The organism is Gramella sp. MT6 (genome assembly GCF_019357415.1).
Lineage (GTDB): Bacteria > Bacteroidota > Bacteroidia > Flavobacteriales > Flavobacteriaceae > Christiangramia.
The window spans coordinates 585,117-600,430 of sequence record NZ_CP048410.1; the positions used below are offsets into that span (position 1 = coordinate 585,117).

General features: G+C 38.1%; 13 protein-coding genes. 10 read left to right on the plus strand and 3 right to left on the minus strand.

Translation table 11 applies throughout. The annotated features are described in order from the left end of the window. Nucleotides 1–102: 102 nt before the first annotated feature. Together G3I01_RS02595 and G3I01_RS02600 are read left to right on the plus strand one after the other, a co-directional pair. Nucleotides 103–756, plus strand: coding sequence for a DUF4271 domain-containing protein (locus tag G3I01_RS02595; RefSeq protein WP_219550784.1), 654 nt, complete (start codon nt 103–105; stop codon nt 754–756). Nucleotides 757–780: 24 nt separating this feature from the next. Next, nucleotides 781–1,527, plus strand: a complete 747-nt coding sequence (locus G3I01_RS02600) for a uroporphyrinogen-III synthase (RefSeq protein ID WP_219550786.1) — start codon at nt 781–783, stop codon at nt 1,525–1,527. A gap of 74 nt (nt 1,528–1,601) precedes the next feature. On the opposite strand, the gene pckA is transcribed toward G3I01_RS02600, so the two are convergent. Further along, entirely contained in the window at nt 1,602–3,200 is a 1,599-nt protein-coding gene (gene pckA, locus G3I01_RS02605) for a phosphoenolpyruvate carboxykinase (ATP) (protein ID WP_219550788.1), read from the minus strand. Nucleotides 3,201–3,278: 78 nt separating this feature from the next. Beyond that, nucleotides 3,279–3,668 (minus strand): DUF423 domain-containing protein, encoded by a 390-nt coding sequence (locus G3I01_RS02610; protein ID WP_219550790.1) that lies wholly within the window; start codon nt 3,666–3,668, stop codon nt 3,279–3,281. Nucleotides 3,669–3,736: 68 nt separating this feature from the next. Between G3I01_RS02610 and G3I01_RS02615 the strand changes: the two genes are divergently transcribed. Further along, complete coding sequence (locus G3I01_RS02615; protein ID WP_219550792.1) at nt 3,737–5,110, plus strand: saccharopine dehydrogenase family protein; 1,374 nt, start codon at nt 3,737–3,739, stop codon at nt 5,108–5,110. A gap of 50 nt (nt 5,111–5,160) precedes the next feature. Beyond that, nucleotides 5,161–5,631 carry an Lrp/AsnC ligand binding domain-containing protein gene (locus G3I01_RS02620; RefSeq protein ID WP_108170509.1) on the plus strand — a complete coding sequence of 157 codons (471 nt, stop codon included), beginning with the start codon at nt 5,161–5,163 and terminating at the stop codon, nt 5,629–5,631. Nucleotides 5,632–5,684: 53 nt separating this feature from the next. Here G3I01_RS02620 and G3I01_RS02625 read toward each other — a convergent pair whose 3' ends face one another. After that, nucleotides 5,685–6,377, minus strand: coding sequence for a zinc metallopeptidase (locus G3I01_RS02625; RefSeq protein WP_219550794.1), 693 nt, complete (start codon nt 6,375–6,377; stop codon nt 5,685–5,687). A 197-nt stretch (nt 6,378–6,574) separates the two neighbouring features. Between G3I01_RS02625 and pyrH the strand changes: the two genes are divergently transcribed. From pyrH to G3I01_RS02655, 6 genes are all read left to right on the plus strand, one after another. Further along, entirely contained in the window at nt 6,575–7,282 is a 708-nt protein-coding gene (gene pyrH / locus G3I01_RS02630) for a UMP kinase (RefSeq protein ID WP_219550796.1), read from the plus strand. A 21-nt stretch (nt 7,283–7,303) separates the two neighbouring features. Further along, nucleotides 7,304–7,858: a ribosome recycling factor gene (gene frr / locus G3I01_RS02635; RefSeq protein WP_219552749.1), complete on the plus strand. Its 555-nt coding sequence runs from the start codon at nt 7,304–7,306 to the stop codon at nt 7,856–7,858. 101 nt (nt 7,859–7,959) lie between these two features. Further along, nucleotides 7,960–10,416 carry a DUF5686 family protein gene (locus tag G3I01_RS02640; protein ID WP_219550798.1) on the plus strand — a complete coding sequence of 819 codons (2,457 nt, stop codon included), beginning with the start codon at nt 7,960–7,962 and terminating at the stop codon, nt 10,414–10,416. Nucleotides 10,417–10,492: 76 nt separating this feature from the next. Beyond that, entirely contained in the window at nt 10,493–12,907 is a 2,415-nt protein-coding gene (locus G3I01_RS02645; protein ID WP_219550799.1) for an efflux RND transporter permease subunit, read from the plus strand. 75 nt (nt 12,908–12,982) lie between these two features. Next, the gene (gene asnS / locus G3I01_RS02650) at nt 12,983–14,425 is read left to right on the plus strand and encodes an asparagine--tRNA ligase (RefSeq protein WP_219550801.1); all 1,443 of its coding nucleotides are present in this window, start codon (nt 12,983–12,985) and stop codon (nt 14,423–14,425) included. A gap of 4 nt (nt 14,426–14,429) precedes the next feature. Next, nucleotides 14,430–15,299 carry an RluA family pseudouridine synthase gene (locus G3I01_RS02655; protein WP_219550803.1) on the plus strand — a complete coding sequence of 290 codons (870 nt, stop codon included), beginning with the start codon at nt 14,430–14,432 and terminating at the stop codon, nt 15,297–15,299. Nucleotides 15,300–15,314 lie beyond the last annotated feature (15 nt).

Here is a 15,314-nt window from a genome sequence, read left to right on the forward strand (position 1 = left end):
TCCCAAATATTTTGCACAAATGTATGCAAATTAAAATTTCAAATCTTTATGATCAGCGACCCGAATAAGGGGCAAAATTTTACATTTGTAAAAAATTATTTCATGCAGGCAACTGAGAGAATTTATGAATATCAAGACTGGATCACCATTCTTTTCCTATCCTGTTTTGTTATTCTGGTAGTTGCCAAGATCTTGTTTCCCCAACGTTTTGAGGAATTTACCGCGCTACTGACCTCGGGCAAATTTATAGCCTTTAAGGGAAAGGAGAATAAAGCTTTTCATGGTTTTAACATTTTATTACTAACACTTCAGGCGGTTTCAGTTTCTATATTTCTTTTTATCATTTACCGCTACTTCCAGGAAGATCAAACTTCAGATCTGGTTACATTTATAAGGATCTTTACAGCATACTTCTGTTTTGTTCTTATCAAGGCTGGAATTGAAAAGATCATTGGAAATATCTTCGAAATTGATGAGAAAATAGACTATTATATTTTTCAGAAATTTAGTTATAGAAATTTCATTTCCATATTTCTTTTATTCGCATCTTTATTTTTAATTTACACATTCTACCCTACAGCTCTTATAATAGGCATAATAGGCGGTTCTGCAATTATTGCTAACGCTATCGGGCTTATTATCATTTACAGGAGAAATCAAAGTGCAATTGGCGCCAATTGGTTTTATTTTATTTTGTACCTTTGCGCACTTGAAATCGCCCCTTATATAATTTTGTATAAGCTAATTACAAACTAAAGAGGACCTAATAAAGTTTAATATATGAAAGTGAAAACAATTTTGGTTTCTCAGCCAGAACCTAAGGTCGAAAATTCACCTTATTTTGAGCTAGAGGAAAAGCAAAAAGTTAAAATTGATTTCATCCCTTTTATCCATGTAGAAGGAGTTCCTTCTAAAGAAGTAAGACAGCAAAAAGTTGATCTTGCAAATCATACAGCCATCATACTTACTAGTAGAAATGCTGTGGATCATTTCTTTAGAATTGCCGAGGAAATGAGATACAAGGTACCAGACACTTTAAAGTATTTTTGCCTGAGTGAGGCCGTGGCCTACTACCTGCAAAAATATGTAGTGTACCGTAAAAGGAAGATCTATGTTGGGAAGAGAACTTTTGCTGAACTTGCGCCTCTTATCAAGAAATACAAGAACGAAAAGTTCCTTTTACCGTCTTCAGATATGCTGAAGCCAGATGTTCCTAAAACTTTGAACAAATTAGGAGTAGAATGGAAAAAAGCAGTGTTTTACAGAACAGTAGTAAGTGACCTTTCTCACCTGAAGGATGTAACTTATGATATTCTTGTTTTCTTTAGCCCAAGCGGAATCAAATCTCTTTTCGAGAACTTCCCGGACTTTAAACAAAATAATACCCGTATAGCTGTTTTTGGTAATACAACTATTAAAGCGGCGAAAGAACACGGTCTAACTGTTAATATTAAAGCTCCAACTCCTGAAACACCCAGTATGACCATGGCGATCAATAAATACATCTGTGAGGTCAATAAGAAATAAACATCTTACTTCAATTATAGAATAAAAAAATCCGGTCAATTGACCGGATTTTTTCTTTCAACTAACAATTAAAACTATTCGACAGGGGCGCCATTCATAATTTCCTCATTCGCATATTCCTCGAATTTACTGAAGTTCTTTCTGAAGAAATTAGATAGTTCTTTTGCTTTACGGTCATAAGCATCTTTATCTGACCAGGTATTTTTTGGATTTAAAACTTCTGAAGGCACTCCTTCACAGGTCCTAGGCATTTTTAAACCAAAAATTTCGTGAGTTTCATACTCAACATCATCCAGTTTCCCTTCTAATGCAGAGCTTATCATTTCTCTTGTATATTTAAGTTTCATCCTGCTTCCCACACCATATGGTCCGCCGGTCCAGCCAGTATTAACCAGCCAAACATTCACATTCGCAGCTTTCATTTTCTTACTAAGCATCTCTGCATATTTTGTAGGATGCAATGGCATAAAAGGTGCGCCAAAACAGGCTGAAAAACTCGGTACTGGCTCGTCTACACCAGCTTCAGTTCCCGCAACCTTAGCAGTATAACCACTTATAAAATGGTATGCCGCCTGTCCCGGGGTAAGTTTGCTAATTGGAGGTAATACTCCGAAAGCATCAGCGGTTAGGAAAAATATATTTTTAGGATTCTTCCCTGAAGAAGGTTCCTGGATATTATCTATATGGTGAATAGGATAACTTACCCTTGTATTCTGAGTAATACTGGTATTTTCAAAATCTACATCACCATTTTCATCAAGAACCACGTTTTCCAGGATTGCCCCTGGTTTAATAGCCCGATAAATATCAGGCTCATTTTCTTCGGATAGATTTATAACCTTAGCATAACATCCTCCTTCAAAGTTGAAAATGGTATTTTCCTCTGTCCATCCATGCTCATCATCTCCTATCAATTTTCTTTCAGGATCTGCGGAAAGGGTTGTTTTTCCAGTCCCAGACAATCCGAAGAAAATAGCGGTATCCCCTTCTTCACCAACATTGGCTGAGCAATGCATAGGAAGTGTATTCTTATAAACCGGAAGGATAAAATTCAGTGCTGAGAAAATTCCTTTTTTAATCTCACCGGTATATCCGGTACCACCTATAAGGGCTATCTTCTTACTGAAATTAAGAATAGCAAAATTCTCCTGACGGGTTCCATCGCTCTCAGGGTCTGCTTTAAATCCGGGAGCGTTTATGATCAACCAGTCTTCCTTAAAATTCTCAAGTTCGTTATCTTCTGCACGAAGAAACATATTAAAAGAAAAAAGGTTTGACCACGGGTATTCGTTCACTACGCGGATATTTAAACGGTATTTATCGTCTGCACAAGCGTAAGCATCTCTGGCATAAATCTCTTTTCCTCCAAGATAGTCTACCACTTTGCTATATAATTTATCGAACTTTTCCGGATCAAATGGAATATTAATATCTCCCCACCAAACCTTGTCTTTGGTAACCTCATCTTTCACAATGAATCTGTCTTTGGGAGATCTACCTGTAAATTCACCAGTATTTATCGCTAAGGCACCAAAAGAGCTTTCAACTCCCTGACCAAGTCTTAAAGTTTCCTCGTGAAGTTCCTGTGGAGATAGCTGATAATGTACTGTGGCATTTTTGATCCCGTAATCCTCTAACGAAATCGTTTTCGTAATTTGAGTGTTGTCGACCATAAAAAAATCAATTCTGTTGTTTGTTTAGGCCTACAAAAGTAAAAATCTTAAGTAGATATATCGTTAAACAAAATCAATTTATTTCTTTTTTAACTTTATGAAATTCAACAACAATATTGCCCAGCCTAGTATTAGCAAGGTTCCGCCAAGGGGTGTTACTAAAGCTATAGATTTGAAATTAATTTCTGACAGCGAACTAGTTGATAATAAATAAATAGATCCTGAAAATAATAAAATACCTGAACAGAGTAAATAAAAGATCCAATTCAGTCTTTTTTCAGTCAGAAAATCAAAGCCGCCCAGAATCAATAATAAGAACGCATGGTACATTTGAAATCGAACTCCGGTTTCAAAAGAATTTAAAGAATCCGCTGAAATTGTTTCCTTTAATCCGTGCGCGGCAAAAGCACCTAATATTACTGCGGTTAATCCAAAAATCGCTCCGGCAATTAAAAATCTCCTGTGCATTATTTCAATTTTATTTAACTCAAAGTTTTAATACATTCGTCAACAACTACACAAAACTAACTTAATTTATGCGAGAAATTTTAATTGTGGGAGCAGGAAAATCTACCTCTGTTCTCATAAATTACCTGCTAAAGCAGGCCGATAATGAAAACCTGTTTTTAAGAATAGGTGATATAGATGTCGAAAACGCTAAAAAAGCCTGCAATAACCACTCTAAATGCGAGGCTTTTGAACTGGACGTGTTTAAAAAAGAAAGTCGTGAACCTGCGATCAAAAAAGCAGATATCATCATTTCCATGTTACCCGCAAGGTTCCATATAGAAGTGGCCAAAGATTGTTTAAAATTTGGCAAAAATATGGTCACAGCCTCTTATATAAGTGATGAGATGAAGGCTTTGGATGAAGAGGTTAAGGAAAAAGGACTCATCTTTATGAACGAAATTGGCGTTGATCCCGGCATAGATCATATGAGTGCTATGCAGGTCATTGACCGGATAAGGGATAAAGGTGGTAAAATGCTGCTTTTCGAATCCTTCACAGGTGGACTGGTAGCCCCTGAAAGTGATAATAACCTTTGGAATTACAAATTTACCTGGAATCCACGAAATGTGGTTGTGGCGGGGCAAGGTGGTGTTGCTGAGTTTATTCAGGAAGGCAAATACAAATACATCCCCTATCAACGATTATTTAGAAGAACAGAATTTCTGGAAATCGAAGGTCATGGAAGATTCGAAGGCTACGCAAATAGAAATTCCTTGAAATACCAAAGTATATATGGACTGGAAAACGCACTTACCTTATATAGAGGGACGATAAGAAAAGTTGGATTTAGTCGTGCCTGGAATATGTTCGTGCAATTGGGAATGACAGATGACAGTTTCGAGATGAAAAATTCTGAAGAAATGAGTTACCGGGATTTCATCAATTCATTCCTCCCTTATTCGCCCAGTGACTCCGTGGAATTGAAAGTGAGACACAACCTGAAAATAGATCAGGACGATATCATGTGGGATAAACTTATAGAGCTAGACTTATTTAATCCTAATAAGAAATTAGGGATCAAGAATGCAACCCCCGCCCAGGCACTTCAAAAGATATTAATGGACAAATGGACGTTGTCTTCAGAGGATAAGGATATGATCGTGATGTATCACAAATTTGGATATGAACTAAACGGTGAAAAGAAACAAATAGATTCTACCATGGTTCATATTGGGGAAGACCAGTCTAAAACCGCCATGGCAAAAACTGTAGGTTTACCTGTGGCTATGGCTACTTTAATGATATTAAACGGCGAGATCAAAACTCCAGGGGTTCAATTACCTATTAAAAAAGAGGTTTATGAGCCCTTACTAAAGAAGCTCGAAGAGCAGAATATAATATTCAAAGAAAAAGAAACCGAATACCTGGGATATAATCCTTTTGGCGAGGTTGGCAATTAAGTTTGAGAAGCAATTTTGTATTTTTGCTTTACCATCAAAAAAATCACCCTATGAAAATTGTCAATGATAATGTTAAGCTGGACGGGATAGATAAGACCATACTTAATTTCCTGATGAAAGACGCTAAAAAACCGATTCTTGAGATTGCCAAGAATATTGGTATTACTGGTGCGGCAGTACATCAGAGATTAAGAAAACTGGAAAAATCTGGTTTGATCGAAGGATCTAAAATGATGCTGGATGCAAGGCTACTAGGTTATAAAACGATGGCTTTTGTCGGGGTGTATCTGGACAAAGCGGTTAGTAATCCTCAAGCGGTTAAACAGCTAAGTGAGATCCCGGAAGTTATAGAATGTCATTACACAACAGGTAACTGGTCTATATTTTTAAAGATCCTTTGCCGGGACAATGAACATTTAATGCATGTTCTTAATAAGAATATCCAGGCAATTGATGGGGTTTCACGAACAGAAACTTTTATATCGCTGAATCAACAAATAGATCGGCAGATAAAGATCTAAACAAAAAAAGCTGCCCAATGAGGCAGCTTTTTTTTATTTAAATAATTTTCAATTTAGTCTCTTCCCATAAATATCCCTACGAAATACAGAAGGGTTGCTAAAGAACCAACGGCAGCTACTACGTATGTTCTTGCTGCCCACTTCAACGAATCTTCAGCGGCATCGTGTTCTGCGCTTGTCAGCATATTTTCAGTTTCAAGCCATACTAGAGCTCGTTTACTGGCATCATATTCAACCGGTAAAGTAATGAAACTGAATAATGTTCCCATGGCATACATAATAATACCAATGAGAAGTACTGTTTGCCCTACTCCAACTCCGACCATGGTCATTAAAATAAGCCCTCCAAAAATGGCCCATTGCGATAATTTGGACGCAACACTTACCACCGGCACAAGTTTACTTCTCATTTGCAGCCAGCTATAAGCTTTAGCATGCTGTACGGCATGACCGCATTCATGAGCTGCCACAGCCGCTGCAGCAGCATTTTTTTGAGAGTACACTCCTTCACTTAAGTTCACGGTCTTTTTTGAAGGATTATAATGATCTGAAAGCATTCCCGGGGTGGAGATCACTTTTACATCATCTATTCCGTTATCCCGTAACATTTTCTCGGCGATTTCCTTACCGCTCATTCCATTCTGCAAATGTACTTTAGAGTATTTCTTGAATTTACTCTTAAGCCTGTTGCTTACATACATACTTACTAAAAAAATAAGTCCTGCAATTATATAATATCCCATCATAGGTCAATTCTTTTTATCTGTTTATAGGTAATCAAAGATATCAAAAATCTGGCCAGATCCATTTAATTTATATGCCTGCCAAAGGCCAAAAGAAGTTAATTTCTATTAAATGCTTCCTAATGCTTCTCAAAAAAATGCCTATATATTTCACAAATTCAGATATTAGCTATATTTGCAACGATTAATAAAAATCAGCTATGCAATACAACAGAATACTTTTAAAACTATCAGGAGAAGCTTTGATGGGAAACCGCCAATATGGCATTGATCCAGAGAAGCTGGCAGAATATGCAGATGAAATCAAATCGGTAGTTGATAAAGGTGTTGAACTGGCCATAGTTATTGGTGGAGGGAACATTTTTCGCGGAGTTGCAGGAGCAAGCCGTGGAATGGACAGAGTGCAGGGTGACCACATGGGAATGCTTGCCACAGTGATCAACGGTCTTGCTTTACAAAGCGCCCTCGAAGATGCCGATATCCAGACCAGGTTACAATCAGCAATTAAGATCAACGAAGTTGCAGAACCTTTTATCCGCAGAAAAGCGATAAGACACCTTGAAAAAGGAAGAGTGGTTATTTTTGGAGGTGGAACAGGAAATCCATATTTCACTACAGATTCTGCAGCGGTGCTTAGAGCCATCGAGATCAAAGCCGATGTTATTCTAAAAGGTACCCGTGTAGACGGAATCTATACTTCAGATCCTGAAAAAGATAAAGAAGCGACTAAATTCGATTTTATTACATTTGAGGATGTAATTAAAAAAGGCTTGAAAGTTATGGATACCACTGCTTTCACTCTAAGCCAGGAAAATGAATTACCAATAATCGTGTTTGACATGAACAAACCCGGCAACCTTCTGAAAGTTGCCACAGGCGAGCGTGTTGGAACCAAAGTAAATCTATAAACTGAACTTGAAAATTACTATATAATGGATGAAGTTGAATTTATTCTAGAAGAAGCAAAAGAAGGAATGGAAAAAGCCATTTCGCATCTTAAAAAACAACTTTCAAATATACGTGCCGGGAAAGCGAGCCCAAGCATGCTTGGTAGTGTAATGGTTGAATATTACGGATCTCAGACTCCGCTTCAACAAGTTGCCAATGTAAATACTCCAGATGCCAGAACCCTATCTATTCAGCCTTTTGAAAAGAGTATGATCCAGGAGATCGAAAAGGGGATCATGATGGCAAATCTTGGTTTCAATCCAATGAACAACGGAGAAAGCGTGATCATTAATGTACCACCTCTTACTGAAGAAAGAAGGAAACAACTTTCTAAGCAGGCTAAAGCCGAAGCTGAAGATGCCAAAGTTGGTGTTAGAAATGACAGAAAACAGGCAAATCAGGAACTTAAAAAACTTGATATCTCTGAGGATCTTTTGAAAACTTCTGAAGATGAGGTTCAGGAACTAACTAACAGTTATATTGAAAGGATAGACAAAATTCTTGCAGTAAAAGAAAAAGAGATCATGACCGTTTAATGTTCTCTCAATCACATAAGATTGCCGGCTTAGATCTGAAATAGCTTCAGATTTGATCCGGCATTTTTTATTTTAATCCTTTTAATAAGCCATAAACCCAAATGCGATCTTCCCTACTTATATTTTTATTCCTTTTTTGTTCGGGCCTATATGGGCAAAGCATTCCAGGTAGGGTAGTAAATAGGCAAACCAAGGAACCTCTTGCTTATGCAAAAATCGAATTTGATAATGACACCCAGGTACTGACCAATATCGATGGTAGTTTTGAGATAAAACTAGAAAAAGATATAGATAGTGTAAGGTTTTCATATGTAGGCTTTAAAACCATAAATGTCGAAGTTAGTAAAGATACCAGGTATTTGCAGGTAGGAATGACCCCTACCTACGAGCAATTGGAAACCGTAACTATTTCAAACGGTAAAGATCCTGCAGATCTAATCATAGAAAAAGCAATCAGAAACCGGGATAAGAACGACCCAGAGAAAGCATTATCGGGATTTAAATATAAATCCTACTCCAAGTTTATCATTGATAATGAACTTGGAAATATAGAAATGACCGCTGACTCAACCTCGGCAGCGATGCAGACTATAATTAATGAAGGCAGAGGTTATCTTTCTGAAAGGGTTTCGGAACATTTATATAACCAAAAAAGCGGAAGTAAAGAAAAAGTGATTGGTCTTCAAACTGCCGGTTTTGAAGAACCAGTTTACAATGTCCTGGCTATGGAAGTAAATCCTTTTTCACTTTATAAAAAGGATTATAACCTATATAAAACTGAATATGCAGGGCCATTGGCAGATAATGCATTTAAAAATTACGAATACAGCGTACTGGATACTACTTCAACGGCAAGGCCGGCCTATGTTGTCTATTTCAAGCCTAAACGTGAAAAAGTGGTAGCCGGCCTGGAAGGCATCTTATATCTTGATACCATTAGCTTTGCCATTCAAAAAGCAAAAGCGCAATTACTGGGAGCCATAAGACTCGAAGTAGACCATAATTATGAATATTATGCTGAAAAGGAAATCTGGTTTCCGTCTGGGCAATCGACAAAAATTAGACCGGGCTCCGGGGGAAAAGAGATAGCAGTATTTGGCGGAACTATTCAGGTAGGGGCGGTACAACAGAAAAAAGGTCTTCTTAGTACGATTTTTGGATCTGAAGAGATCTCGAGAGATCTTTACCTAACCTCGGTTACCCGGAATTTTGATATTAACCTGGAATATAACGGCAGAATAGAGAATCCCGGAGCTGAAATAGATGTGAATGAAGAAGCTACCAGCAGACCTGAGGAATTCTGGACTGAAAATAGAAAACTGGAATACAGTTTTAGGGATGAGGCCACCCAAAAGAAAGTAGACAGTCTTATAAAAGCAGGAAATATAGAACGCAAAATCGAGGTGAAAAAGGCCATGGCTTCAGGCTCCTATCCTTTAGGTTTCTGGAATGTTGAACTTAGTAAAATATTCAAATTCAGTAATTATGAAGGGATCCGCTTAGGTTTTGGCGGAAGCACCAACGATCGTTTTAGCGAGAAATACAATTTAAACGGCTATACCACCTATGGCTTTAAAGATGAAGTTTTAAAATACAGCGCAGGTACTCAGATCTACCTGAATAAAAAAACAGGCACCAACCTTAATTTTTCGATCACGAAAGACATACAGGAAACGGCTTCTTTTAAATATCTAAAAGGAGAAAATACCTTCGCGATCCTGGTTCCCCGTTTTGTAAATATTAATTTCTATTACACCTACAATAGATACGCAGCCGGACTGGAACATCGAATCACTCCAAAATTAGATACTCAGTTTCAAATTGCGAGAGAAGAGATCACACAAACCAGGGCATACAGCTTTTTACACGAAGGTAAAATCTACGAGGAATATAACCTGGCCAAGGCCACTTTGTCTTTTATCTGGAGACCTTTTTCCAAATTTTTAAATACACCTGAAAGCAACATCATCCTGGAAAAAGAATTCCCTCAATTCACTGGACAGATTGAACAGTCTTTTTCGAGCTTTGGAGGTGATTTCAACTTTACCAGGATAGGTTTTAAGGCTGAACACGAGATCAAAAGACTGGACAGGTCCAGAACAGAATTCATCCTGGAAGGAAATTATGGTTTTGCAGACCTCCCGTTAACCCACGCTTTTCATGCCAACCCAAATAATCCGGACAGGGACAATTTATTCAGGCGTTTTTCGATCGCTGGTAGAAATAGTTTTGAAACTATGTACTATAATGAATTTTTTAGTGAAAGACAGGCTACTATTCACATAAGACATCAGTTGCGACCATTTATTATTTCGAAAAGCTTTCAACCAGAATTGGTTTTTATCACCAGATATGCCATTGGAGATTTTGACAATCAGGACAAACATCAGGATATTACCTTTAACACCCTAAACCATGGATATGCTGAATCTGGGCTGGAATTAAATAAGATCCTTGCTGGTTTTGGACTAGGGGCAGCTTACAGATACGGGGCATATCACCTTGAGGGATTCAAAAAGAATTTCGCTTTTAAATTCACTTTGCAACTTCAGCTGTAATTATCCCAAGATTAATCGTTTAATACGAGCTAATTAAAGTAGCTTTTTTCTAACTTTGCGCCGCTAAAATAAAGCCATGCATAAGATATTCAGCTTTGGATTCTGGAATTCCATCGCCCGCCTTATTCTAAGAAACAGGATCATCATCATCATTTTGATCGCCGTTGCCACGTTCTTACTTTCTACACAATGGAAGAACATGCGCTTTTCTTATACGGAAGCCAATCTGATGCCTAAGGACCATCCTGTTAATATCAGCTACGATGATTTCCTGAATAAGTTTGGTGAGGAAGGTAATTTAATTTTATTGGGAGTTCAGGATTCGGCATTATTTACTCCTGAAAAGTTCAAGGCATGGAACGAACTTACCCGAAAGCTTACCTCCTATCCTGAAGTTGATCATATTATTTCACCGGCAAGCCTTCAGGAACTTAAAAAATTTGAAGATCCCAAGCGATTTGAAATGGTTCCGGTCCTACCAGACGACGAACCGGATAGTACCCAACTAAAGGAATTTGAAAAGAAGCTTTTCACGGCCCTACCTTTTTACGAGAATCTGGTTTACAGTTCGCATTCAAATACCATCCAATCTGCGATGTATCTGAATAAAGAGCTGGTGAATACAAAAGCCCGAAAGATCTTTGTTCTGGAAGAACTGGACCCGTTAATCCAGGAATTCGAAGAAAAATATAATATTGACGTTCGCGTTTCAGGGATGCCTTATATACGAACCCTGAACGCCCAGAATATAGTAGACGAAATTGGATTATTTATCCTGGCGGCTCTACTGGTAACTTCACTGATCTTCTTTTTCTTTTTTAGATCTATCAGGGCCACCTTAATTTCAATGTTTACGGTATGTATTGGAGTAATGTGGGCTTTTGGAGTAATAGGCTTACTGCATTATGAGATCACGATATTAACCGCTCTGATCCCTCCGCTTATTATCGTGATAGGAATCCCGAACTGTATTTTCCTGATCAATAAATATCAGCAGGAAATCAAAAAACACGGGAATCAGGCTAAATCCTTACAAAGGGTTATTACCAAAGTAGGGAACGCCACTTTATTGACTAACCTTACCACGGCTTCAGGTTTCGCCACTTTTATTTTAACCGATAGTCAGTTGTTAAGAGAATTTGGGGTAGTAGCCTCTATAAATATCATCGCCATATTTGTCTTGAGCTTATTGATCATCCCGATAATCTATAGCTACCTGAAACCCCCAAAGGATAGACACCTAAAACACTTAACTAAAAAGTGGATCGGCGGTCTAACGGCCTGGATGGAAAACATGGTTAGAAACCACAGGATCGCTATCTATATTACTTCGGTAGCATTACTGGCGGCCAGTATTATTGGAATTTATACCATCAAGATCTCCGGAAGCATCCTGGAGGATATGCCTCATAACACAACTTTTTATAAAGATATAAAATTCTTTGAAAGTGAATTTGATGGGGTTATGCCATTAGAGATCCTAATAGATACAAAAAGACCAAAGGGGGTAATGAAACTCTCTACTCTGAAAAGGATGGATGAACTGGAGTCTTTTATCCAGGATATCCCTGAACTTTCAAAACCGCTTTCGGTGAACAGGCTGGTCAAGTATTCTAAGCAGGCATACTATAACGGAAATCCAAAATATTACCAGTTACCCTCCTCACAGGAACGTAATTTCATAATGCCTTATGCAAAAAGTCTTTCTTCCAGTGAAGGATTAATGCAGTCTTATGTGGATTCTACGGGACAATACGCCCGTATCACTACATTTATGAAAGACGTAGGAACTGAGAAGATGGAAGAGATCGAAAATGATCTACTGCCGCAGATAAAGAAAATTTTCCCAGAAGAAAGATATGATGTTTCGATTACCGGAAAAGCTCTGCTCTTCCAGAAAGGAACCAATTACCTGGTAAGAAACCTTATCATATCTTTAGGTCTGGCGATCGTACTAATTGCCATACTAATGGCCTGGATGTTTAGAAGTTTCCGGATGATAATAATATCTCTGGTGCCAAACTTGCTACCATTATTGGTGACGGCAGGAGTCATGGGATTCCTTGGCGTACCTATAAAACCATCGACTATCCTGGTTTTTAGTATCGCCTTTGGAATTTCTGTGGATGACACCATACACTTTCTGGCAAAATACCGACAGGAACTAAAGGCTAATAACTGGAAGATAAAGCGTTCGGTTTATGCTGCCCTAAAAGAGACTGGAGTAAGTATGTTCTATACCTCGATCGTATTATTCTTCGGATTTTCAGTATTTATGATAAGTAGTTTTGGTGGAACGGTGGCTCTTGGAGGTCTGGTTTCAGCTACTTTATTGTTCGCAATGCTAGCAAACCTCCTGTTATTACCTTCTTTACTATTGTCTTTAGAAAAAAGCATCGCCAACAAGAAGGTATTAAAAGAACCAGCCATGAAGATCATCGAGACTGAAGAAGATGAAAAAGAATTTACAGTAACAGATCACAAGAATTAAAATTATTAATAAAAACAGCCTGCTTGCTAAGCTTCAGGCGAAAAACTATCTTTGTTTTTTCTAAATTTCAACTAAATGATACAAGCAAAAGTCGCTGAAATACTGAAAAGCGATCAGTTTTTACAGGAATACCATGTTCAAGGTTGGGTACGCTCTTTCAGGAGTAATAGATTTATCGCCCTAAATGATGGTTCAACCCTAAAAAACCTTCAGTGTGTTATCGATTTTGAAAATACCAATGAGGACATTATCAAAAGGATAAATGTAGGAGCAGCGATCTCTGTGAAAGGAACTTTGAAAGAAAGTCAGGGCAGCCAGCAACGTGAAGAAATTGAAGTTTCAGAAATTGAAATTCTTGGCGATGCCAATCCGGAAGAAGTTAAGCTTACTATTCTTTCTCCAAAGAAACACAGTATGGAAAAGCTTCGTGAACAGGCACACTTGCGTGTTCGAACCAATACTTTTGGTGCAGTTATGCGTGTTAGGAGCAGATTGTCTTTTGCTGTACATAAATATTTTCAGGACAGGAATTTCTACTATGTAAACACTCCTATAATTACAGGAAGTGACGCCGAAGGTGCAGGTGAAATGTTCAAAGTAACCGCGATGGACCTCAAAAATCCACCGAAGAACGAGGATGGCAGTATCAATTATAAAGAGGATTTCTTCGGAAAAGAAACCAATCTTACCGTTTCGGGGCAACTGGAAGCTGAAACTTTCGCTTTAGGTTTAGGACAGGTTTACACCTTTGGACCTACCTTCAGGGCTGAAAATTCTAATACTTCCCGTCACCTGGCTGAGTTCTGGATGATAGAACCAGAAGTTGCTTTTTGTGACCTTGATGGAAACATGGACCTTGCCGAAGACTTCATAAAATATGTATTAAAATACATTATCGAGAACTGTAAAGAAGATCTTGAATTCCTCGCCGAAAGACAGGAAAATGAAGACAAGCTAAAGCCTAAGGCTGATAGAAGCGATATGAATCTTCTAGAAAAGCTAAACTTCGTTCTGGAGAATAACTTTAAGCGAGTTAGTTATACCGAGGCTATTGAGATCCTTAAAAACTCCAAGCCTAACAAAAAGAAAAAATTCAATTATATCATTGAAGAATGGGGTGCAGACCTGCAAAGTGAGCACGAGAGATATTTAGTTGAAAAACACTTTAAATGTCCTGTGATCCTTTTTGACTATCCGGCAAACATTAAAGCTTTCTATATGAGACTTAATGAGGATGGTAAAACAGTTAGAGCAATGGATATCCTCTTCCCTGGAATTGGGGAGATCGTTGGAGGTAGCCAGCGTGAAGAACGCCTGGACGTACTTAAGGAAAAGATGGCCGAACTGGACATTCCTGAAGAAGAACTATGGTGGTACCTGGATACCCGTAAGTTTGGAACCTGTGTGCACAGTGGTTTTGGATTAGGTTTCGAAAGACTTGTACAATTCACCACGGGAATGGGTAACATTCGTGACGTAATTCCTTTCCCAAGGACTCCGCAAAACGCAGAATTTTAATTTTTTGAAAATACTAGAAACGCATATTGTTCCTGCAATCTCAGAAGAAATAAGGTTGCAGGAATATGCGGTTTCTGTTTTTACTTCTATACAAACCCGCAGCGGACTTAAAAAAGCTATAAAAAAGGGTTTCATTCTTATAGATGGTCAAACGGCTTCCACTGCCGACTGGATTAAAGAAGGTCAGAAAATTGACCTTTTAAAACCTGAATTTTCCAAAAAGAAGATCTTTAAGCTTGAGCTGGATGTATTGTTTGAAGATCAACATATCGCTGTGGTACATAAACCCTCGGGATTTCCTACCAGCGGGAATTTTTTCAAGACCATAGAAAATGCGTTGCCACATAATCTTTCGGGATCCAAAGAAATTGATGCTCTTCCCTATCCTCTACCGGCCCATAGATTAGACAATCCTACTGCCGGAATCCTTCTTTGCGCTAAGACCCAGAATTCTCTAATAAAACTTCAGCGGGGCTTTGCCGAAAAGAAAATATCAAAGATCTACTTTGCCCTGGTACATGGAAAACTGGAAACTGAAATCACTCTGGATTCAGAAATCGAGGAAAAGCCTGCTACGACCCTGGTCAAACCTCTAAAATTTTTCAAAATTAACAGTTCCATATATACGCTTGTCGAAGCACAGCCGTTAACAGGAAAGACACATCAAATAAGGATACATTTAAGCAGAATTGATAATCCTATTGTTGGTGATAAAATTTATGGGATGGAAGAAAACGGTTACTTTCAATATAAGAGCCTTTACCTTTTTTCCGGAGGAATATTTTTCTCACACCCAGTTATAAACGAAGATATAGAACTGAAACTAACGATGCCAAAAAGATTCAGAAACCTAAATAACTACACGGTGTATTAACAAAATTTTACCACT

Bases quoted from the DNA above. Each gene is read 5' to 3' on its own strand.
- G3I01_RS02595 (WP_219550784.1), top strand. From the start codon at position 103: ATGCAGGCAACTGAGAGAATTTATGAATATCAAGACTGGATCACCATT.
- G3I01_RS02600 (WP_219550786.1), top strand. From the start codon at position 781: ATGAAAGTGAAAACAATTTTGGTTTCTCAGCCAGAACCTAAGGTCGAA.
- pckA (WP_219550788.1), bottom strand. From the start codon at position 3,200: ATGGTCGACAACACTCAAATTACGAAAACGATTTCGTTAGAGGATTAC.
- G3I01_RS02610 (WP_219550790.1), bottom strand. From the start codon at position 3,668: ATGCACAGGAGATTTTTAATTGCCGGAGCGATTTTTGGATTAACCGCA.
- G3I01_RS02615 (WP_219550792.1), top strand. From the start codon at position 3,737: ATGCGAGAAATTTTAATTGTGGGAGCAGGAAAATCTACCTCTGTTCTC.
- G3I01_RS02620 (WP_108170509.1), top strand. From the start codon at position 5,161: ATGAAAATTGTCAATGATAATGTTAAGCTGGACGGGATAGATAAGACC.
- G3I01_RS02625 (WP_219550794.1), bottom strand. From the start codon at position 6,377: ATGATGGGATATTATATAATTGCAGGACTTATTTTTTTAGTAAGTATG.
- pyrH (WP_219550796.1), top strand. From the start codon at position 6,575: ATGCAATACAACAGAATACTTTTAAAACTATCAGGAGAAGCTTTGATG.
- G3I01_RS02640 (WP_219550798.1), top strand. From the start codon at position 7,960: ATGCGATCTTCCCTACTTATATTTTTATTCCTTTTTTGTTCGGGCCTA.
- G3I01_RS02645 (WP_219550799.1), top strand. From the start codon at position 10,493: ATGCATAAGATATTCAGCTTTGGATTCTGGAATTCCATCGCCCGCCTT.
- asnS (WP_219550801.1), top strand. From the start codon at position 12,983: ATGATACAAGCAAAAGTCGCTGAAATACTGAAAAGCGATCAGTTTTTA.